The following is a 21,258-nucleotide window of genomic DNA, read 5'->3' as shown; positions in this document are numbered from 1 at the left end:
CAGCGTGCTTGCAATTCTTGAGTGAATTCAGATTTTATAATCTACGATCGCCCATAATCTAGTTTTGTTAAGTTTAAATATCTAGCCAATCTTTCACTTCATTAATGTATTCTTTTCTAATAGCAATAATATTCTGATAAGCAAATATTTCCAAATTTAATGAATAGTATTCACCCAAAAAAACCAAACCATCTGGTAGTAATCTGTAAAGTAAATAATTGTTTAATATTTCATAAATGTCTCTAAAGAAAACTCTACTAATAACATTCATTTCATTAAATTCAAGTTGGATAATATCAATTAATCCTTCTGCAAGACTTTCTTTAGCTCCCAATAATACTTTAAGCTCATTTCCCTCGGTGTCTATCTTTAATAGGCGAATACGCTCGATTTCAGAACTTTTAACAAATTCATCTATTGTAGTTACGTTCACATACCAACTTTGTGAAACTCCTTTGTGTATCTTATCGATGACATCTTTATAGAGAGAAGCATGGGAAGTTTTCTTTTCATAGTCATACAGTTGTAAGCTACCTGCTAGATCGCTACAAGCTGCATTCAACGCTACATAATGATTTTGATTAGCTTGAATTTCAAGCTCTGTGAAGGTATTGGGATGAGGTTCAAATGCATAGATATTTGTACTTGGTGATGAAGTTTTAATTTTGTTAGAGTAATTGCCAATATTCGCTCCCACATCTATTACTACTGAATTATGCAAAATTTTTGCTATTTTTTTTATAAAAAAATCTTCACCGCTTAATCTATCATTCTCATGATTAAGAATTCCCATACCTCTCAAACTGAGACTAAAAATTAGCTTATTTAACTTGAATAATGATTTCCTTAGGAAAAAAAATCTATAAGTAGATATGACAATATCCAAAATATTTTGCTTGGTTGTTTTATACATTATAAAATCCTACAACGAATATTAATTATGAGATAATAGCAACCTTTTTGAGTTTGAGTGAAATGAAGCGATCGCTAAAAAGGTAACAATGATTTCAGTTGCAACTTAAATATTTTTCGTGTTTTTGGATGAATGGCATGGCTGAAAAAAGTAGCAAATGATTGAGATATTACAGTTGCTATAGCAGCCCCAACTCCAGCATACTGAGGAATCAATAAAAAATTTAACAGCACATTAATAATTGCCCCTAGTAAAGTTCTATTTAGGGAAAGATGAGTCAAATCCTCACTAATAAACCACGGTGATGTTGCCACCCCCATAAAAACAAATAAGGAAGCCCAGATATGAATTGCCAGTACTGGTCCGGCAGCTGCATAACCATCGCCAAACAGTATGGTAATTATCGATCCGGATAGAAATGACATCGGCAGAGCGATCGCAACAGAAATCACCACGATCAGACGCAATAATTGTTTGAGCCGCTGATAGTAAAGCGCTTCACTGGTTTGTTTGGCAGCATAAATTGTTGGAGACACTGAAGAGACGATCGCTGTAGGAATAAAATACCAAACTTCAGAAATACGGGACGCAGCCGAATAAATTCCTACAGCACTATCGCCAATCATTTCTCCTAGCATAATCTGGTCGATTTTCATGTAAATCATGATTGTCATCCCAGAAAGAATCAGAGGCCAACTATCTTTGAGCAAAGTCTTGGCGACAGGAAAACTCCAACGCCACAACCCCAACGAATAACCCTTGATTCTGTAGGCGACGGCCAAACCAACTGCACCCAAGCTAAATTCTGCCAATGTCACCCAGGCAAAAGCAATTAATGGTGCGTGCATATCAATCAGAGCTACCTTCACCAGAGTAACAATGATAAAAGCTGTATTTTTAGCAATTACGGTGTACTTGGATAGCACTTGAGACTGAAACCAAAAATCAATGGCATCTACAGCTTGAAAAATTCCTACACTTGCCAAAATTGCTACTAGCCAAACAGTGACCTTTTGATCTTGGCGCAACACATATATCACACTAACTGCTAATAATAAAGAAGCCACTCCACCAAGTAATTTGAGCCAGAAAGTTGTCCCTACAATTGTCTCTTTGTTCGATGAGTCACGCACAAGATCCCGAACTACTATGTTGTCTAACCCTAGTGTTGCAAGCGGACTGAATAAGGCGACAAAGGCAACGGCATAGTTAAAAAGACCATACTGCTGTACTCCCAAGTAGCGTGCAACCCAAACCCCCACAATTAGACCTACACCCATCCGAATAATCCGGTCAGCAAACAACCAACCTGTATTCGTAATAATTGCACGCAGACCGGTGCGAGATTTTAGGAGCGATAGCTTCTCAATTTTGAATTTCCCTAGCATCAAACTTTTTTGTTGTGGTTTTGGCTAACTCAAACAGCTTGTTTCTTTTTTGTCTTGTTCGATAATAAATTCGACTCAGTTGATTCTCTGGAGTAGTAGAAGTAGCTGTCAGTTTCTCGTTTGATATTCACGCCGTTAATTACCATCCCTAAAACTTGTTGCCCTGACTGTCTGAGAAACTCTTTAGCCGCATTGGCGGTGTCATAGTTAATCACTCCAGGGCGAACCACCAACAAGATACCGTCAACTAACTTACTTAAAACAGCAGCATCTAGCATTCCTGCGAGGGAAGGGGTATCGAAAATTACGAAATCGTACTTCTGTGTAAAATAACCGACTAGTTTAGCCATCCTCTGGGAATCTAGAAGTACTGCTGGGTTAGGAGGTACAACTCCAGAAGGTAGAACGTCAAGGTTTGGCATTACTTTGTGTACAGTTACACTCAGAGGAACTTGGTCAATCATGACATTGGATAGCCCGACTGCATTTGTCATTTCCCAAATATGATGCTGCACTGGATGGCGCATATTGGCATCCACTAGTAGTACTCGTTGTCCTGACTGAGCCATTGTCACAGCTAAATTTGCAGCTACCTCAGACTTGCCTTCTTTGGATACAGAACTAGTAACTACGATCGCTTTTAGCTTTTTATCGGAATTTAGAAACTGTAAGTTGGCTTGCAGCATTTGGTATGCATCACCAACAGGATACTGGGGAATCTCTCTGCCAATTATTCTGGGGATCTGTTGCTCTACAGAACTCTTTTTAAGATTCCTACCTACTGAAGGAATCACCCCTAGTAGAGTATATTGAAACAATTGCCTAGCTTCTTTAACTGTTTTCACGGAGCTATCAATTAGATCTAAAGTGAAAGCAGCAATAATGCCAAGCATCAGACCAATAACTCCACCCCCTAATAGAAACAGGGCTTTGCGAGGACCAGTAGGATCGTCTGGTACTAAGGCAGAGGAGATGATCCGAGCATTGCCAATATTTTGGTTCTCTGCTACCTGAACTTCTTGCAGTTTTGTCAAAAGTACTTCGTAAGTTGTTTGAGCCGCTTTCAATTTGCGCTCAAGTTCGCGCTGGGTCTGTTCGAGCTTGGGTAAAACGTTTGCTCGTTGTTTGTATGCATACCACTTATCAGAAAGTGTAGCAATTTGTTCGGCTAAACCAGCCCGTTCTGTCTCAGTGCGAGCAAAATCTTCAATCAGACTTTGACGTAGTTCTCCAATTTGTAAATTTTTTGCAGGAATTTGCTGATTACTACCTATGCTTCGGTTGATACGATTTTGTAGTAAATTGTTGAGACCAGTAATTTTTTCTCGCAAATTGATGATGTTAGGATGAGTTGGCTGCAAACGAGTTTGCTCAACTGTCAACTCGTTTTGTGCTTCTTGAAGTTGAGTCAACACTTGTTGAATTCCAGGTATTTGACTCAAGGAGGCAAAACTCACAGATTGCTGTGAATCAATGCTTGCCTGATTTTGCAATTTTTGTACCCTAGCATTGACGTTCACAAATTGAGCTTGGGCTTGAGAAATTTGCTGTTCTAAGCTGGAAATAGTTTGGACTGCTATGGATGCTTCAGTTTCTAGAGCAATTATTTTATTTTCCTCTTTAAATTTACGTAGATTTGACTCTGCTTTTTGTACAGCTGCCTCGGTGGCAGGTATTTCTTGCCCGATAAATTTCCGCGCTGACGCTGCCTCAGCCCGATTAGCTTCTATGTTATTCCTGATATAAACTTGCATCAGTTGGTTGACAACTTCGGCAGCTAAAACTGGATCTTGATCTGTATAGGAAACTTGTAAAATCTCAGTCCCTTTAGCATTTTCTATCTTCAGTTTTTGCAGAAAGTCCTGAATTTTCAAAGGTTCGCCTTGTTTATCTTTTAGGCCAAGCGTTCTAATAGTTTCCTCAAGAACTGGCACAGATGTCACTATTTTGGCTTGGGTTTCTAGAGGATTATTTGTAGAAGTTAAAGACTCTAGTCTGCCTATAGCTTCTCCTAGACCAGTTAACGAAGAGGTTTCATTCGTCCTAATCAACAAACTGCCATCTGCTTTATATGATGGTTTTAATGACAGTGCAAACAAGGTTGCAGCGGCAGTAACAATTGCCCAAATTCCGACTGTAGCAAGCCAACGTCGTTGTAAAACGAGTAGATATTTTTGAAAGTCTATCTCTTCAGAGTTTGCTTTAGTTTCCATAATCGCAAGATATTTTATTGGTCTATGGGAGGCTGCAATTATTTTAAAGTGTCTTTACCGAAAATCTTTGATGCCGCTACCGGCTATTCTGGCTTGTCTTTTAGTAAACTCTCCTACGGAAGGGTTGCCTTCGGGGTGAATTACGCCACTTGCTTGCTGCCAAAGTTCTGAGGGTGCGATCGCCACTTCATAAGTACGATCGCATTTCTTGACGTGATACCACTTTGTTTGCTGACATAGATTGCACCAAAATTCTTCCAACCATTCTCCTTCTAAAGGAATAGCTGTTTTAGTTGCCACTAAAATTAGTGCATTCTGCCGTCCTATCCCCCTTTGTTGGAGTTGTCCGGCTCGATCGGCATATAATTTATACTTTTGACTCACACTATCCAAATAGCATCCATGAATTGGACAGTAAATAGCCCGTCGCTTTGAACGTTTCCGATTTTGGTTACACTTATCCTGCAATTAGACCTCACTTATTGGTAGGCACACCATTAATAAGGTTCCACTGGAGGGACTGAGATATAAATCATCGAAGCCCAACTCCTAAATCAAACATCAGTTATTTAATTCAACTTAAAAATTTTGATTAATTACTAATCAGGTTGCATAACTATTTTATTTTCTTTCTTTTTTCTCTGCTAAAAAAAAATAAATTTCTATCCTGAGACTTAACCATAATTATAGATAGGGTAAGTGGAGATTAATCACAACCATCGAGGTGTCCATTTTTCAGAAATTCCTTACTTAATATTTCCAGATTTTTTGTAAAAGGGATATTAGAAATAGGTCAAAGTCAAAAGAGATAATACTGATACTCTCAGTTTTTTACCTATTCTAAATAGTTAAGTTTATTTAGTCGATGATGTCCTAGAGACGGAATAAACTTACCTCAACTGGATTTAGATCCTCGATTTCTTCAATAAGTAGAGGAACTAAGCAGCAACTTTTACTTAAGTAATTACAACTCATGATTAGGTACTAGAGATTAAAGATTGACAATCATTCTTGATCTGTTCGGACGAGAAATAATTTCTCAATGGATAAACTAACTTTTTCTCAACATATGAAGAATGATTGATAACTAGGTTGCCACTCGTAAAAATATGTTCCAGGCTTTAGATCCCTCGCAAATTTTAGAACAATTTTTCAGTAGCCACTACCTACCAGAGAGAATATACCAACAACCAGCATCATGAAGTATAATTTTGCGCCTCCTTTTGTGCGGTACGGTATCCGGCTCGTGGCTCAGTAGGAACTAGCGATCGCCGCGACAGTTTATTGGGTTTCAGACAAAGAGGCTGATTCTGGTAAATATTTAAGAAATAATTTATATTTCTTCCTCTCACTTAAGTAAATTAACACTAGTCTCGCTCTAAAGATATAAAATTATATTAATCTTTGTTAAGATTGATTGTGTCCAGGGAGGCTGTCAGGCAGACCGATAAGCGATATCAAAATTGTGCATTGTGGCCTTGCCTGCGAGTAAAGTCTGCTACATAAGAGTTTCCTTGAGGGTGAATTATGGCACTCGATCGTAGCTGCGATTATACAGCAGATTGCAAGTTGGTGAGGTACAGATCTATAGTAGGGGCGCTAAGCTTGGCGCCCCTACCCATGTACTTCATTTACCTGAAAAACGCTGTATTTCTTGACATAATTCCACTTTGTTTCCTTGCAACTATCACACCAAAATGCTTCCAGCTATTTACTTTATAAGGAAATGGCTGTTTTAATTGCCACTCGAATTAGTGCATTCTGGCGTCCTAAACAACTAATAATATACCCAAAGATAGATTTTATATTCGGGAAGTAACTCTTATTGTTACTAACGAGCACATTAATATACGGTTAATATTAAGTCAAACATGAAACCGGAATAACGTGAAAACACAACTTGTTTCTAGGGCATTTCAGAAAGTATTTCGCCGCGTATTTCAACTATTGAGCATAGATGAAATAACTGGTACAAAAGTCGTATCGCGCAACGATTTATTACATATTGGTACAGATTATGGCGGCTGGGTAGTTCCCAAAGACTTACTGAATGCAGATTCTACATGCTATTGCGTTGGTTGTGGGGAAGACATTACGTTTGACTTGGGGTTGATAGAACAATTTAACTGCCACGTCTATGCTTTCGATCCTACTCCTCGTGCGATTAAGCACGTTAGAGAACATGCCGCCGATTATCAGAAGTATCATTTCTCTGATATTGGACTGTGGAATCAAGAGGAAAAATTAAGGTTTTACGCACCAAAAAATTCAGCGCACATATCACACTCTGCATTAAATTTACAAAAAACTGAAGAGTTTTTTGAAGCTCAGGTAGATAGACTTGCAAACGTTATGCACAAGAACGGACACACTCATCTCGACTTACTAAAACTAGATATCGAGGGAGCCGAGTATAAGGTTGTAAACTCCATTATTGAAGACAAATTGGATATTAAAATACTATGCGTTGAATACGACGAATGCTTCAACCCTTTAGATACAAACTATAGGGACAGAATAAAAGAGTCTGTAACCAGTATCCTGCAATTTGGATACTCACTTGTGTATGCTCAAGGTAATGGAAATTACACCTTTGTTAAGGAAATATAATTACGTTTATTTTTTAAAGCCTCTCAGCCTCATCTAAACAAGCTTTTAATTTTTTTGCCAAAACTTGTACATGGGGTTCTCTGAGTATGCTGGTGTGGTCTCCAGGGATTTCATGAACCTCTACCCCCTCCAATGCCAGCCCGCCCCAACCCCCCAGAGGATCTGAGTAACGTCTTGAAGATTTTAATTTGGCTCGAAACAGGGTGACATGGCTGGGATAAACTTGCGGTAAATAATTTTTGCTGGCGTGGAGGTTAGCCTCTAAAACATTTAAAGTGTATAGAGTTTGAGGCGAACGATCCATATCACGTAAGTTATAGAAAACTTGGCGAATAGGCTTCGGGATTCTTTTGCTAATATGCCACTCTAACCTTTCCCAGATGTAGGTCAGTTTTTCTTGAGGCTTGAGTTGTGCAAGGTTATTTAAATGGCCAGAAACAAAATCAAAGAATGTGGTGGGTAAATTATTCCATCCAGCACTATCCAACAACGATAGCAAAGCCACTTTTTCACCTTGGGCATAGAGTTGCTGAGCCATCTCGAAAACTACTGTGCCCCCAAAAGAAGCCCCACCAAGAAAATAAGGGCCATTGGGTTGGACGGTACGTATTTCTTTGATGTATTGAGCTGCCATATCTTCGATGCTGGTATGTGGGGGAGTTTTTCCATCCAAGCCTTGAGCTTGTAGTCCATAAACTGGTTGGTTTAAACCCAAATGGCGTGCTAAATCACAGTAGGAAAGGATGTTACCACCTACCGCATGGACAAGAAAAAAAGGAGGTTTGGAACCTTTAGGTTGAATTGGCACTAACGAAGACCAAGGCTTGACCCATCCTGGTTGACGTAAGATGTTAGCTAGTTCCTCAATAGTGGGGGCTTGTAGGAGGGTAGCTAAAGGAAGATTGTTGCCCAAGGTCTTTTCAATTTCTGCGAACAAGCGTACCGCAAGTAGGGAATGTCCTCCCATCTCAAAGAAATTGTTTTTGATACTGATGCGTTGGATGCCTAAAACTTTTTCCCAAATCTTTGTCAGTTCGAGTTCTAATTCATCTTGGGGAGCTACAAAAATGTCTTTTGATTGCTGTATGGTTTGGTGAGATGCCCTTAGAGCGTACCGGTCTACTTTGCCATTGGGAGTTAAAGGTAGAGCATCTAACAATACAAAAGAGTTTGGCAGCATGTAATTAGGTAGTTTTTGTTTGAGAAAGTGGCGTACTTCATCAAACGTAGGTGTCTGCTCTCGGTGGGGAACAATGTAGGCCACTAGCCGCTGGTCACCTGGGTTATCTTCTGTTGGTATGACTACAGTCTGTTGTATACTAGCGTGTTGTGCGAGAATTGCTTCAATTTCTGCAAGTTCGATGCGGAAGCCCCGCAGCTTGATTTGATTGTCAAGGCGACCGAGAAACTCAATGTTGCCATTATCAAGGTAGCGGGCTAAGTCGCCAGTTTTATATAATCGTGCTTCTGGCTTTTTGCTCAAAGGGTCGGGAATAAATTTTTCACTGGTCAAATCGGGACGGTTGAGGTAGCCACGAGCAAGTCCAACACCACCAATATGTAGTTCCCCTGATTCACCAATAGCCGTAGGTTCTAAATTCTCATTCAGGATATAAATCTGTGTATTGGCGATCGCGCAACCAATGGGAGCAATGAGATAATTACTAGTGCGATCGCATTTCCAAAAAGTGGCATCAATGGAAGCTTCTGTCGGGCCGTAGCAATTATATAGAACGTCGTCTAAGTTCAATTTAGCAAAGAAACGCTGTATGAGTTCCACAGGTAAGGCTTCGCCACCACAAGTAATGTGCCTGAAAGATTGACAATTCTCAATTTCCTTCTCATCTAGTAATACCCGCAGCATGGAAGGTACTAAGGCCATAACGGTGATTTGCTGTTGGAGAATTAACTCAACAAGATATCTAGTATCCAGATTTCCACCAGGACGAGCCATAATTAATTGCGCTCCCCAGCACAACGGCCAGAAAATCTGCCACACCGAAGGGTCAAAGCTCAGAGAAATATTTTGTAAAACTTTGTCTGCTTGAGTCAATCTAAAAGTTGTTTGTCTCCATGTGATTTGATTGCAGATCCCACGATGAGTAATCATTACACCTTTGGAGCGTCCTGTAGAACCGGAAGTGTAGATCGTATATATCAGGTTATCAAGTGTCGTATTACTAAAGAGATTTTCTTGGTTGTTCTCGCTAATTACTTGCCAATCTGAATCTAGACAAACAACATGAGTTATACGATCAGGTAAACTACTTACTAATTCTTGTGTGGTGACGATCGCTGATATCTGGCTGTCCTCTAAGATATAAGCTAAGTGTTCTGATGGATATGCCGGATCTAAAGGTAAGTATGCGCCTCCAGCCTTGAGAATTCCTAATAGTCCTACCACCATTTCTAAAGACCGTTCGAGATAAATGCCAACAAGTACCTCAGGTTTGATACCTAAACTACGTAGGTGACGCGCCAGTTGATTTGCTCGTTGGTTTAGCTGGTGATAAGACAGTTGGTTGTTTTCAAATACTACAGCAGTTGCTTGGGGCGATCGCTCTACTTGAATTTCAAACATCTGATGAATACAGAGTTGATTTCCATCGGGTGTTTGGCTAACTTGAATTTTTGTAAGTTCAGTTAATGTATCGATCTGCTCTAAATTATTACTATTGGTACTCATCTTTTATATTTTTACTACCTTACTAAATTGTCTAGAGCGAGCTACATTTGCCAAAATTTAGAAGTTGAATTATAGAAATAATTAAAAAAATGATGTATAAAGATAACACAGTATTTGGATGAGCTATAGATTGTAACTTCTAACCAGCAGATACTATAGCTTTTCGGAAACTTCGCAATGCACACTTCATGTTTTGTGCTGAATTTTTATCTAAATATTAAACGCGATCGGGATTATTTAAATTTATTTTTTTGTAAAACTAAGAATAAAATACTTTAAATAATCTTCAAAATATCTAATTAAGATGCAATATTTATTATTTAATTCCTGAAAATTCAACTAATCTATTAAATCAAGCTAGTATCACTCTAGTCTTACTTCTACAGACATAAAATCATCAACATATTAATAGATGTATGTATTAAAATTGACATTAGACCTTTTGCAGAAATCGCAAATAAGAACCCCAAAGAGCCAAAGCTACGCTTTGTCTCCCCTCCCCTTAGCAAGGCTACGGTGTACACACAAGTCTTCTAGAGTTGAGCCGCAGACTTTAGATCCCCCCAACCCCCCGATAAATTGGGGGACAAAAATCTCTCAAAGTCCTCCTTTTTAAGGAGGATAATGACGGATCTACGAGGATTTTGGTTTCCTACACAGATGTGTGTATACGGTAGCCTTAGCAAGGGGAGGGGTTGGGGGTGGGGTGTTAGGGACGCAAGAGACTCCATGAACACAATTCACAACGAAGGAATGAAAATATTTCTTTCCTAGTCACCAGTCTCCAGTCCCTATTTTCAAGGCAGATCTATTGATATGAATTCAAGTTAAAGCATCTTTGAACAGGACGCAAGGACACCCCATATCTAAACTCTCTTGATTGCAACAAGGAATATTGGCGTTGCATAAATGCGGGATGAATTAAGATTTTTGACGAAGGCTAAAGGTAGATTCTTTGCGCCTTTGCGCCTTTGCGTGAGGTAAAAATCATCCCTAGATTCAGCAATGCCGGAATATTTTTGTTGTTCTTGTCGAATAAGTTCACTTTGTGATGAGCGAGTGCTTCCTTCGCGACATGTTCTGCGTCTCTTATTTGCATATTTCTTTGTGTGTTCTTAGTCAATTAACCCTTTGACTAGGTAACTTAGTCCCACAGTTTTTACAAAACACAGCATCAATATCGTGGAAAGCCAAACCACAATTTGAACACACTGTTTCTACCTGATTAGCTGTTTTCACCACTTGTTTAATCAAATCTCCCACTTGCCAAGGAATCAAGGCAATTCCTGTAAAAATCATCAGTACTGTTAGCGATCGCCCTAATTCAGAAATGGGAATCACATCACCAAATCCTACAGTTGTCATTGTGACAACCGAGAAATAAAATGCATCCAAAAATGTAGCGTAGTTTTCCGGATTAACCGGATGTTCGACTTGATAAATTAAGCCAGAGTAAACAAAAACAATTGCAAATAATGTAAATAATATTCGTGCAAAAATCAAGCCATCTTCGGTGCTGATACTGGCGAATAAATATTTTTTATCTATAAATCTAATTAATCGTAAAATCCGAAACCATCGCAATAGGCGGATAAATCTAATATCTACTATTCCTAATAACAATGGTAGAATTGCCATTAAATCAATAATCGAATAAAAACTAAAAATATACTTAATTTTATTTTCTGCACTCCAGAAGCGGAGTATATATTCTATCAGGAAGATAATGGCGATCGCAGTATCAGCTACGCTCAACTGAAAGCGAACATAATCAGGAATATTATAAGTTTCTGCTACAAAAATTCCTGATGAAATCAGCACCAAGACTGCAAGTGTTAAATTAATGGCTTGACCTAATGGCGTTTCCAAGTCTTTTAAGTAAAATTCTGTTGTTTGTCTACTGAGTAACATATTCGACCATTAACCACTTTTAATTTCTAGTTATAGCATTAGAAACACGATATGATTAAACATTGTCTTGATGTTATCCCCAACTGATATGAACTCAGAATATTTTATGCATTTAGCTTTGACAGAAGCCAAAAAAGGTGATGCGCCTTACGGTGCAGTGATTGTTAAAGATAACGAAGTCGTCGCCGTAGGTCATAATACTGTCAAAAGAGATAACGATCCATCAGCTCATGCGGAAATTAACGTCATTCGTAGTTTAACAGCTAAACTTAAAAACCCTTCTTTAGAAGGTTATAGCATATATACAACTGGCGAACCTTGCCCAATGTGTGCAACTGCTTGTGTTTGGAGTGGTTTATCAGAAATTGTATATGGCGCTTCAATCCAAGATTTAATTTTGGCTAATCAATCACAAATTAATATATCTTGCGAAGAAGTGATTGCTCAATCATTTAGAAACATCAAAGTAACTAAAGGTGTTTTAAAAAATGAATGTTTGCAGTTATTTCAATAATTTTTAACTTGGTTCGTTCAAATAAGATAAATAGCTATTTGCCCAAATTGCAGCTTGAGTGCGATCGCGCAAATTCAACCTGTTTAAAATATTTGTAACATGATTTTTGACTGTCCCCTCAGAAATGTAGAGTTCCTGAGCAATTTCTCGGTTACTAGCACCTATAGCAATTAATCGCAAAACCTCCTTTTCTCTAGGAGTTAGTTCACTTAAACCAGATGGTACAGGTGGTGATTGAGTTGGTGTAGGTTGAGAAAACTGGGTCAACAATTTTTTAACTATTCCTGGGCCTAATTGAGTGTATCCTTTATATACAGCGCGAATAGCAACAGCTAATTCTTCTGAGGGTGTATCTTTCAATAAATAACCCATTGCTCCACTTTGCAAAGCCGCAGAAACATATTCATTATCATCAAAAGTTGTGAGTACTAAAATCTTCGTTTTGCTAAAATGTTTTTGGATTTCCCGTGTGGCTGCAACTCCATCCATAATAGGCATTCTGATGTCTAACAATACGACATCTGGCTGAAATTGGGCAACAAAATTAATCGCTTCTTTACCGTTTTCTGCTTCTCCTACTATTTCTAAATCTGGTTCTAGTTCTAACAAAGCTCTTAATCCTTGACGAATTAAACTTTGGTCATCTACCAACAATACTTTAATACTCATGTCAACCTCGTTAAGGGGATATTAACTATAATTTTGCAACCAGAACCAGGAGTAGTATCAATATTAAATTCGCCTCCCAACGCTAAAGTGCGATCGCGCATACTATGAAGTCCAAAACCAGTGGTATTTTGCCTGATATCAAAACCTCTACCATTATCCTGAATTATTAACCGTAAATTACTTCTAATGGTAGTGAGTTGTATTTTGACCTCTGTCGCAGATGCATATTTAGAAATATTTGTCAAAGATTCTTGAGTAATCCGATAAATAGCAGTATTAATTTCAGGCGGTAAAGAATATTCTAGATTGATTTCATAAATTGGTAGAATACCATTTGAGCGATGAAAATTTTCTACAAGACCAGCGATCGCACGTTCTAAAGATTGCTCTTGTAAAGGATTAGAACGCATAGTTGAAACAGATTGACGGACATCTTTGAGTGCTTTTGAACCTAATTCCTTTGCCGTTGCTAGAAATGTCTCAGCCTTAATTGGATTAGATTGCCACAGTTTTAAAGCAGTTTCTAATTGAAGATTTAAAGCAGTTAGAGAGTGTCCTAATGAATCATGAATTTCACGAGCAATGCGGTTTCGTTCTTCCAAGGTAGCTTGATTTTCAATTTGCATGGCATATTGGCGAAGTTTTTCGTTAGCAATAGCGAGTTTTTCGCGACTGTGCCGTTCAGATAATACAGCATTCATCATCAACAATACAAAAACTAAACTCAGACCAAACACCAAAGACCAATTCAAGCTCAGAAATCGAAAACGTTCTTGAGCTTGTGGTGAAGATTGAAAACTGAATAATTGATATTTTAATTGTGTAGTCAGTAAAAATAAAGTAAATGACAGACTTGTCATGAATAAACGCCCAGGTAACTGAAAAATTAGACAACTGCGAGTCACCAAAATTATATAAAGAAACGGAAAAAGACGGGCAAATCTTTCACCAAAAAGTCCAGTCACTAAAATCAATACAATTTGAATAGTTGTGTATATTAATTTACTTTTATGATTGCTTTTAGGTAACCATAACCCCATTAATGCAAAAACAATCAGGCTATAAATTGACAATTCTGGCAAGAAATTACAAACTGATAAATCTGGAAATGTCCCACAAATAGATAGCTCTGCTCGTCTAGGACGAAATCGCCGCAAAGGTGGTGGTATAACTGCTATTAAAGCAGTGATTGTCAGTAATATCCATTCTAAATAAAGCAGAGACGGAAAAGGATGTTTTTTAATTTGAATTAGAGGATTCATGATGATAACACCTAATTGCTAACTCTTAACTCCTAACTCTTAACTTCTATTATTGTCAGTCACATTTGTCATAATTGAATCATGACTAAAGTCATGGGCATAACCGTGACTTTCTCCTCATGTGAATATTGAAGATAAATTCTTATGATGGTGGCATCCACACAGGCAAGAACCACGAAGTAAGTAATGAAACTCAAAACATTATCATTAGTAGCTGGAGCGATCGCTTTAAGTTTAACTGCAACTTCCTTTGCTGTCGTAGCTCAAACAGCCTCTCCCTCACCCCTGCTACTAGCACAAACTCCACAAAAACCAAAGGGCCCTTGGGCAGAATTAGGGCTAACCGATGCCCAAAAAAGCCAAATTCAGGCAATTCGCCAGGATAGCCGTGCTAAATGGGAAGCAATTTTAACTCCAGAACAAAAAGCAAAGTTAGAAGCAGCTAAGCAAGCGCGTCAGGCTCAGCGCCAAGCAGGTCAACAAGGTCAACGCCAAGCGGGTCAGCGTCGAGGTGGATGGAAGAACTTTGCAGACTTAAATCTGACCGAAGCACAAAAAACTCAAATGCGGCAAATCCGAGAATCTGAGAAACAACAAATTCAAGCAGTTTTAACCCCCGAACAGCGGCAAAAACTCGAACAAATCCAGCAAAACTTCAAACAGCGTCGCCAACAACGCAATCCTCAATAATTTTAACAAGAAAGAATTCAGGAGTCAGAATAGAGAATTCAGAATTCAATTCTGTGTAACTAATTCTGATTTCTTTATTCTTCTTCAATCTTTAAAAAGAGAGTTAATAGTCATTGCTTTTTACATCTAGGTTTTATTAATCCATCTGTCGCAATCATTTTTCAAATTGGTATAAGAATTAAAAAATTATACAGACTTCTTGCAGAAGATGGGAAAGGGGAAAATCGATCTCCTTTCCCTTTCCCTATTTTTGTGGGGAGATAGGGAGACGCTCTTACGCGGAGAATAACTAATGCCCTGTTTGCCCAATCGCTATTTTGTTTTCAATTCAATGGAATAGACATGCTTGAAAATTAAATCATTTTACGTTAGCCCAGTTGTGCTAACTACTGCAAGTTGCTATAATGTCTGACACAACAAGAGTATAAAAATCTCTTGACCCCTAAACCCCGTAGTGATTTAGTTTTCCTAAATCACTACTCCCCACCTACTATTTTTAAGCTACTCAACTAGGGGAAAAACCCCAAGCAAACATCAAAAATTTGCTTCCCCCACTCCCTAGAGACGTGATTAATCGCGTCTCTAACCACTCCACAATCCCTATTTTGAAGCTAGCTTTTTCAAGATGTCTAAAGAATTTCCTATTGGTAGTAAAGTCCGTGTTGTAGCGCTACCGCCCTACGTCAAAACTGCTGAACCTATGCCCATGCTCCGCCCCCCTGATGTGATTCACATTGGCGAAGAAGGTATAGTTCTTGACCGTAGACCTGGCGGATATTGGGGTATTCGCTTTGCTAAAGGGGCTTTTCTCCTAGATAGCCAATACATCGAAACCATAGATATTTCTCCCGAATCTGACTCAGAATGAGATTAGTAGCAACCAGGAATGTAAACTTGTGTAAAGTTGTCATTTTGGTTTGCACCATGATTTCACGCCGCACTTTTTTAAGCATATTATTTGCCAGCTGTATTTCTATTATTAGCTGGCTGAATTTTGTCCCTACTGCTGATGCTCTTGGTGGTAAACTTCCTGCAATTAATCAACCTGCGCCAGAGTTTACCTTGCCAACCAACATAGGTGATGGCAAAATTTCCCTCTCTGACTTTCGTGGTAAGTGGGTAGTTTTGTACTTTTACCCCAAAGATTTCACTTCCGGTTGTACTATAGAAGCTCGTCGTTTCCAAGAAGATTTACCCAAATATCTGGAAAAAAACACTCAAGTTCTCGGTGTCAGTGCTGATGATATTGATTCGCACGCTCAATTTTGTGATTCAGAGGGACTAAAATTCCCTCTATTGGCTGACACTGACGGTTCAGTGAGTAAAGCTTACGGTTCGTGGCTGAGTTTCTTATCTATGCGCCACAGTTTTATTATCGATCCTCAAGGTATTTTGCGCGAAACTTTTGTGAAAGTTAACCCAACTATTCACAGTTCAGAAGTACTAGCACGACTAGAAAAATTACAATCTGCGGCTTCTTAAATACAGCACAGAAGCGCGACCTAGCGTATTTGCTGGGTTGCGCTTAATTCTTGTAGAGCCTTTGTCTGTTGAATGTGCTGCTAAATTTAAATCGTCAATATAAAACCGTTGAATATCAAATTGACAAAATTATCACCTAAAAGCTTCACTTTAATTCCTCCAGTGATTGCTATCATATCTGCCTGAGATAGTTTCCGTACTTGAACTTGATTGTCAGGTTGTAAATCAGTAATTTTGATTCTGGACATATTTTTTTCTTCAGATTTTTTGAAATCTAGGAGAATTTTCGTTTGATTAGCTAGCAATCTCATCAACCCAAAGTTATAATATTTAGTATTTATATGCTTTTAAAACAGACATTATTGTAATTAATTATTTTTTGTTAGTAACGCTTATAAGTATAATTTTTGTCTTGAGTATACACCCAATTCAGTGTTGTTCTATTTCCAATTTGAACAGTATAAAAATGAGACTGAATATCTGATAACTGTGTAATTAAAAAGCACAAATAGAATAAATACTTGAGTGATTGATGAAATTGATTTTAACGGTCATAGGTGTTTGTAGTAAAAACTTTAGTCCTTGATTTTTTAAGTACTAAAGTGCTGACTACAAACCTATGAAGAACAAGCTGCTAGTTATTTAGGCACAATAAATCCATATTTTTTGAGTATATCTTTGGCTTGAGCGCTAGATAAAAATTGGACAAACTCCTTGGCAGCAGAAGGATTTTTACTGCTTTTGAGGACAGCGATCGGATAAACTATCGGTGAGTGAAATTTCTCATCAGCAGCGACTACAACTTTTACTTTGTTGGAGATTTTGGCATCAGTGGCATAAACTAGACCGGCTTGGGCGTTACCAGTTTCAACTGCTGCTAAGACTTGGCGCACATTGTTAGCAAAGACTAATTTGGGTTTAACGCGATCGTAAAGTTTCAATTTCTTTAAAACTTGCTCTCCATATTGCCCTGCTGGTACGCTTCTGGCTTCACCGATCGCAATTTTCTTAATCTTCTCATCTGTTAAATTGTAGAAGCTAGTGACGCCCACAACATCCTGAGCCACTACCAAAACCAGACGGTTATTTGCTAAATTGGCACGCGTACCTGGCAAAAGGAGTCCTTTTTGTTCTAAGGCATCTACTTGTTTTTTCCCAGCCGAAATAAAAATATCTGCTGGCGCACCTTGCTCAATCTGTTGCTGCAAAGCACCAGAAGCCCCAAAATTATAAGTAATATTCACATTTGATTTACTTTGTTGGTACAGAGGCTTAATTTCTTCCATCGCATCTTTTAAGCTAGCGGCGGCTGAAACAAGTATGTTGTTTGACTGGGCGACTACAGGAGAAGGAGTAACTAAGGGTAAACCAATTGCTAGCAATAAACCAGCAATTGCTATACCCAAAAAGCCAAGAATTTGTCTTCTTTTCATGGAAAAGGCGTTTAAGATGTTTTTTTCATCAAATTGATGCTACGTAGAATCCTACCAAAATTTACCCAACTATATCGGTAAAATATTCTATTGGATATTCATCAACACACGTTGCCAAAACCCTATATTTTTGTGTAGCCGTGTCAATGCCTTGCAGGACAAGCGTTTGAGGTCGGTTTTTGTTAAACTGAGCAAAACCGATAGTTTGATAGCCGTGGGAGTTTCAGTTATGCCTTCTCCATTTCCCGGTATGAATCCCTATCTAGAACATCCTTCTCTGTGGGCAGGAATCCACCATCGGTTAATTACAGCGATCGCCAACGATCTTGCCCCTAAGCTTCGTCCCAAGTATATTGTGGCGATCGAGGAGCGTGTGTATGAGGTGAATGGAGATACTGCACTGCTTGTGGGTATACCCGATGTTTCGGTGCAAAGTTCGCTCTCTCTACCGCCACCAACTGAATCCAATCTTGCAGTTGCTCCAACAACCCAGCCCATTGAGGTGATGCTACCCTTACCAGAGATTCTGACAGAAGCATACTTAGAAATTCGCGCTGTGGAAACTGAGGAGGTTGTGACCATCATTGAGGTGCTTTCTCCAAAAAATAAACAGGTAGGAATTGGGCGGCTACAATACGAAACAAAACGGCTCAAGATTTTGGGCAGTGCAACTCACTTCGTTGAAATTGATTTATTGCGCCAGGGAAATCCAATGCAAATGGTCGGAAATTTTTTGCCAACCCTCTATCGTATCGTGGTGAGTGATAGCGAAACTCGTCCCAAAGCTAAACTTTATGGGTTTAATTTGCAAGATGAAATTCCTGATTTTTCAGTGCCGCTTAGGGCTGGTGAACCTAAACCAATTATCAACTTAAATCTATTACTCAATGATATTTACAACCAGGGCAGTTATGATTTAAGAATTAATTACAGCCGCCCTCCAATTCCTACCTTGTCAGAAGCAGATATGGCTTGGGCAAATGAGAGATTGCAAGAGCAGGGATTGAGGTAGAGTAGCATCATTCCTCAGCCATTTCCAACAACTGCGCTTCGCTTAACTGCGTGATTCCCAACGAAATAGCTTTTTCTAACTTAGAACCCGCATCTTCTCCTACTAGCAAATAATCTGTCTTTTTGCTGACGGAATCAGTGACTTTTCCCCCAGCTTTTTGAATCAATGCCTTGGCTTCATCGCGCTTTAGGGTTGGCAATGTACCCGTGATTACAAAAGTTTTTCCGGCGAACTTTTGATTGCTATTATTAACTGTTTCTGTTGATTCGGTAGAAGTAAATTGCAATCCTTTTGTTTGTAACCGTTGTATTAATGTTTGGTTAGCATCAATCCGAAACCACTGATAAACAGATTGAGCAATTTCAGCACCGATACCATAAATACCCTCAATATCTGACTGTTTTGCTGCCGCTAATTGTTCTACGGTGGAATATTTCTGAGTCAACAATTGGGCATTCACACTGCCTACATGACGGATGCCTAAACCATACAATACCCTTGACCAAGGTTGGTTTTTTGATTGAGCGATCGCATCTACCAATTTCTCTGCCGATTTTTTTCCCATTCTTTCTAGATCGTATAATCTCTCTTCTGTCAATTCATATAAATCGGCAACGGAATGCACCAAACCTTTATCAACGAGTTGGTATACCAACTTTTCGCCTAAACCTTTAATATCTAAGGCATCACGGCTGACCCAATGTTCAATGGAACCTTTGAGAATCGCGGCACAAGAAGCATTGACGCAGCGAGTTACGGCCTCACCTGATTCTCGCACCACCGGTTGACCGCACACTGGGCAATCAGTAGGCATGATAAAGGGTTCGGTGTCAGCAGGACGAAGTTCTTTGAGTACCCTGACTACTTCTGGGATGATTTCCCCAGCTTTGCGGACAATCACAGTATCGCCAATGCGGATATCTAATTGAGCAATGCGATCGCTATTATGTAAAGTAGCGCGGGAAACTGTTGTCCCCGCCAGTTGCACTGGCCGCATCTGGGCTAACGGCGTTAACGCCCCGGTTCTGCCGACATTCACAGCTATATTTTCCACGCGGGTGGGCGCTTCTTCGGCTGGATACTTCAAAGCCACCGCCCAACGAGGGAATTTCTGGGTAAAGCCTAGTTGTTCCTGAAGTTTAAAAGCATCCAACTTCACTACTACGCCATCAGTCATGTAGGGTAAATTTAGCCGTTCCGTATCCCAATATTCGTAATATTCTGCTACTTCTTCGAGGGAAGCACACAATTTATGGTTGGGGTTGACTCGAAAACCCATTTTTTCTAACAACTCCAAGGCTTCCCATTGGGTATTGGCAATACTGGCGTCATCCCTACCGGGAATATGCAACGTGTAAGCAAAGAAATCTAGTCGTCTCTTAGCGACAATGCGCGAGTCTAGTTGCCTGAGTGTACCAGCTGCGGCATTTCGAGGATTAGCAAATAATTGTTCGCCTGCTTTTTGCCTTTCCTCGTTGATTTGTTTAAACACTTCCAACGGCAAAAAAGCCTCGCCTCGCACTTCCACCCTTTCTAAAATTTCTAAACCTTCAAAATTCAACCGCAGAGGAATTGAGCGAATTGTCCGCACATTTTGGGTGATATCTTCACCCATCACTCCATCACCCCTAGTTGCACCCCTGACTAAAACCCCATTTTGGTAGGTCAAAGCTAAGGCAGAACCATCAATTTTTAGTTCCGTGACATATTTTACTGAGTCTAGTTTCGGTACTTGTCGCCGCCAACGTTGTTCCCAGCCTTGCAACTCAGTAATATTAAACGCATTTTCCAAACTGTACAAAGGAATGTTATGGCGCACCGAGGTAAACTGAGTTGCCGGTCTCTCACCTACGCGCTGAGTCGGACTATCTGGTGTAGTTAATTCTGGATACTGAATTTCCAGTTTTTGTAATTCCCGATATAACTGGTCATAGATTGCATCCTCCATAATTGGAGTATCTAAGACGTAATAAGCATAGCTCGCTTGTTGCAATAATTGGCGCAGTTCTTCTGTACGTTTTACTAAAGTTTGAATCTGTGTCATGAGATTTTTTGTAAAATACTAGGAATAAAAGTTAAAGACGATAAAACCTGCCATAAGCAGGTTGTGGATGCATAACCTTACACTGATAGTTGAGTGGCTCTGGCTTAAAACAAAAACATCTACTTTTCTAGGTTACTAAATTTAATACCAATAGTCCCATCCATCGGTACAGTTAATACATTCCTATTGAATTCCAGAAAATCGAGTTGAGATCTTTACAAAGATTCATTTGGGTCAACTAATGGCATTAAAAGTGCCATAATTAAAGAATATGCTGTTCAAGCTTTAGATATTCGGCGAATTGTTCTCTGTCTTCATCCTCCAGAAATATTGCACTAGACAATTAAATACTACAAGTTGTATTATAAATTTAGTTTTGAACTACAAATACTACAATGTTCTCGACGATCGGCAAATTCTCTTCAACCATT

At 39.1% G+C, this 21,258-nt stretch carries 17 protein-coding genes; 6 read left to right on the top strand and 11 right to left on the bottom strand.

Going from position 1 to position 21,258, the window contains the following annotated elements; genetic code table 11:
- Nucleotides 1-73: 73 nt before the first annotated feature.
- The 4 genes from H6H03_RS01085 to H6H03_RS01070 all read right to left on the bottom strand — a co-directional run bounded on the left by H6H03_RS01085 (nucleotide 74) and on the right by H6H03_RS01070 (nucleotide 4,982).
- Nucleotides 74-913: an FkbM family methyltransferase gene (locus H6H03_RS01085; protein ID WP_190953232.1), complete on the bottom strand. Its 840-nt coding sequence runs from the start codon at nucleotides 911-913 to the stop codon at nucleotides 74-76.
- Nucleotides 914-987: 74 nt separating this feature from the next.
- Nucleotides 988-2,301, bottom strand: a complete 1,314-nt coding sequence (locus H6H03_RS01080; RefSeq protein WP_190953231.1) for a flippase — start codon at nucleotides 2,299-2,301, stop codon at nucleotides 988-990.
- A 29-nt stretch (nucleotides 2,302-2,330) separates the two neighbouring features.
- On the bottom strand, nucleotides 2,331-4,514 hold the full coding sequence (locus H6H03_RS01075) for a GumC family protein (RefSeq protein ID WP_190953230.1): 2,184 nt from the start codon (nucleotides 4,512-4,514) through the stop codon (nucleotides 2,331-2,333).
- A gap of 54 nt (nucleotides 4,515-4,568) precedes the next feature.
- Nucleotides 4,569-4,982: a hypothetical protein gene (locus tag H6H03_RS01070; RefSeq protein WP_190953229.1), complete on the bottom strand. Its 414-nt coding sequence runs from the start codon at nucleotides 4,980-4,982 to the stop codon at nucleotides 4,569-4,571.
- Nucleotides 4,983-6,401: 1,419 nt separating this feature from the next.
- Here H6H03_RS01070 and H6H03_RS01065 point away from each other — a divergent pair.
- Nucleotides 6,402-7,124, top strand: coding sequence for an FkbM family methyltransferase (locus H6H03_RS01065; protein WP_190953228.1), 723 nt, complete (start codon nucleotides 6,402-6,404; stop codon nucleotides 7,122-7,124).
- 13 nt (nucleotides 7,125-7,137) lie between these two features.
- Here the strand turns inward: H6H03_RS01065 and H6H03_RS01060 are convergent, their stop codons facing one another.
- A complete protein-coding gene (locus tag H6H03_RS01060) occupies nucleotides 7,138-9,810 on the bottom strand; it encodes a thioesterase domain-containing protein (RefSeq protein ID WP_242057692.1) in 2,673 nt (890 codons plus the stop codon).
- Between the two features lie 1,119 nt (nucleotides 9,811-10,929).
- Nucleotides 10,930-11,721, bottom strand: a complete 792-nt coding sequence (locus H6H03_RS01055) for an ion transporter (RefSeq protein ID WP_190953227.1) — start codon at nucleotides 11,719-11,721, stop codon at nucleotides 10,930-10,932.
- 88 nt (nucleotides 11,722-11,809) lie between these two features.
- On the opposite strand from H6H03_RS01055, the gene H6H03_RS01050 reads away from it, so the two are divergent.
- Nucleotides 11,810-12,235, top strand: coding sequence for a nucleoside deaminase (locus H6H03_RS01050; RefSeq protein ID WP_190953550.1), 426 nt, complete (start codon nucleotides 11,810-11,812; stop codon nucleotides 12,233-12,235).
- 3 nt (nucleotides 12,236-12,238) lie between these two features.
- On the opposite strand, the gene H6H03_RS01045 is transcribed toward H6H03_RS01050, so the two are convergent.
- Both H6H03_RS01045 and H6H03_RS01040 read right to left on the bottom strand, forming a co-directional pair.
- A complete protein-coding gene (locus H6H03_RS01045; RefSeq protein ID WP_190953226.1) occupies nucleotides 12,239-12,904 on the bottom strand; it encodes a response regulator in 666 nt (221 codons plus the stop codon).
- The gene (locus H6H03_RS01040; protein ID WP_190953225.1) at nucleotides 12,901-14,166 is read right to left on the bottom strand and encodes a sensor histidine kinase; all 1,266 of its coding nucleotides are present in this window, start codon (nucleotides 14,164-14,166) and stop codon (nucleotides 12,901-12,903) included. Before H6H03_RS01040 ends, H6H03_RS01045 begins: the two co-directional genes overlap by 4 nt.
- Before the next feature lie 186 nt (nucleotides 14,167-14,352).
- Between H6H03_RS01040 and H6H03_RS01035 the strand changes: the two genes are divergently transcribed.
- The 3 genes from H6H03_RS01035 (at nucleotide 14,353) to H6H03_RS01025 (ending at nucleotide 16,338) form a co-directional block, all read left to right on the top strand.
- Nucleotides 14,353-14,856, top strand: coding sequence for a Spy/CpxP family protein refolding chaperone (locus H6H03_RS01035; protein WP_190953224.1), 504 nt, complete (start codon nucleotides 14,353-14,355; stop codon nucleotides 14,854-14,856).
- A gap of 625 nt (nucleotides 14,857-15,481) precedes the next feature.
- Nucleotides 15,482-15,724, top strand: a complete 243-nt coding sequence (gene sipA / locus H6H03_RS01030) for a regulatory protein SipA (RefSeq protein ID WP_190953223.1) — start codon at nucleotides 15,482-15,484, stop codon at nucleotides 15,722-15,724.
- 56 nt (nucleotides 15,725-15,780) lie between these two features.
- The gene (locus tag H6H03_RS01025) at nucleotides 15,781-16,338 is read left to right on the top strand and encodes a peroxiredoxin (protein ID WP_190953222.1); all 558 of its coding nucleotides are present in this window, start codon (nucleotides 15,781-15,783) and stop codon (nucleotides 16,336-16,338) included.
- Nucleotides 16,339-16,424: 86 nt separating this feature from the next.
- Here H6H03_RS01025 and H6H03_RS01020 read toward each other — a convergent pair whose 3' ends face one another.
- Nucleotides 16,425-16,586, bottom strand: a complete 162-nt coding sequence (locus H6H03_RS01020) for a hypothetical protein (protein ID WP_190953221.1) — start codon at nucleotides 16,584-16,586, stop codon at nucleotides 16,425-16,427.
- 390 nt (nucleotides 16,587-16,976) lie between these two features.
- Nucleotides 16,977-17,771 carry a molybdate ABC transporter substrate-binding protein gene (gene modA, locus H6H03_RS01015; RefSeq protein WP_190953220.1) on the bottom strand — a complete coding sequence of 265 codons (795 nt, stop codon included), beginning with the start codon at nucleotides 17,769-17,771 and terminating at the stop codon, nucleotides 16,977-16,979.
- Nucleotides 17,772-18,000: 229 nt separating this feature from the next.
- Here modA and H6H03_RS01010 point away from each other — a divergent pair, with 229 nt between their 5' ends.
- Nucleotides 18,001-18,783 carry a DUF4058 family protein gene (locus H6H03_RS01010; RefSeq protein WP_190953219.1) on the top strand — a complete coding sequence of 261 codons (783 nt, stop codon included), beginning with the start codon at nucleotides 18,001-18,003 and terminating at the stop codon, nucleotides 18,781-18,783.
- 7 nt (nucleotides 18,784-18,790) lie between these two features.
- Here H6H03_RS01010 and ligA read toward each other — a convergent pair whose 3' ends face one another.
- The gene (gene ligA / locus H6H03_RS01005) at nucleotides 18,791-20,827 is read right to left on the bottom strand and encodes an NAD-dependent DNA ligase LigA (RefSeq protein ID WP_190953218.1); all 2,037 of its coding nucleotides are present in this window, start codon (nucleotides 20,825-20,827) and stop codon (nucleotides 18,791-18,793) included.
- Between the last annotated feature and the right edge of the window lie 431 nt (nucleotides 20,828-21,258).

Source organism: Nostoc paludosum FACHB-159, from assembly GCF_014698835.1.
Lineage (GTDB): Bacteria > Cyanobacteriota > Cyanobacteriia > Cyanobacteriales > Nostocaceae > Nostoc > Nostoc paludosum.
The sequence above is the reverse complement of the archived record's forward strand: the minus strand, read 5'-3'. Positions and strand labels throughout refer to the sequence as shown.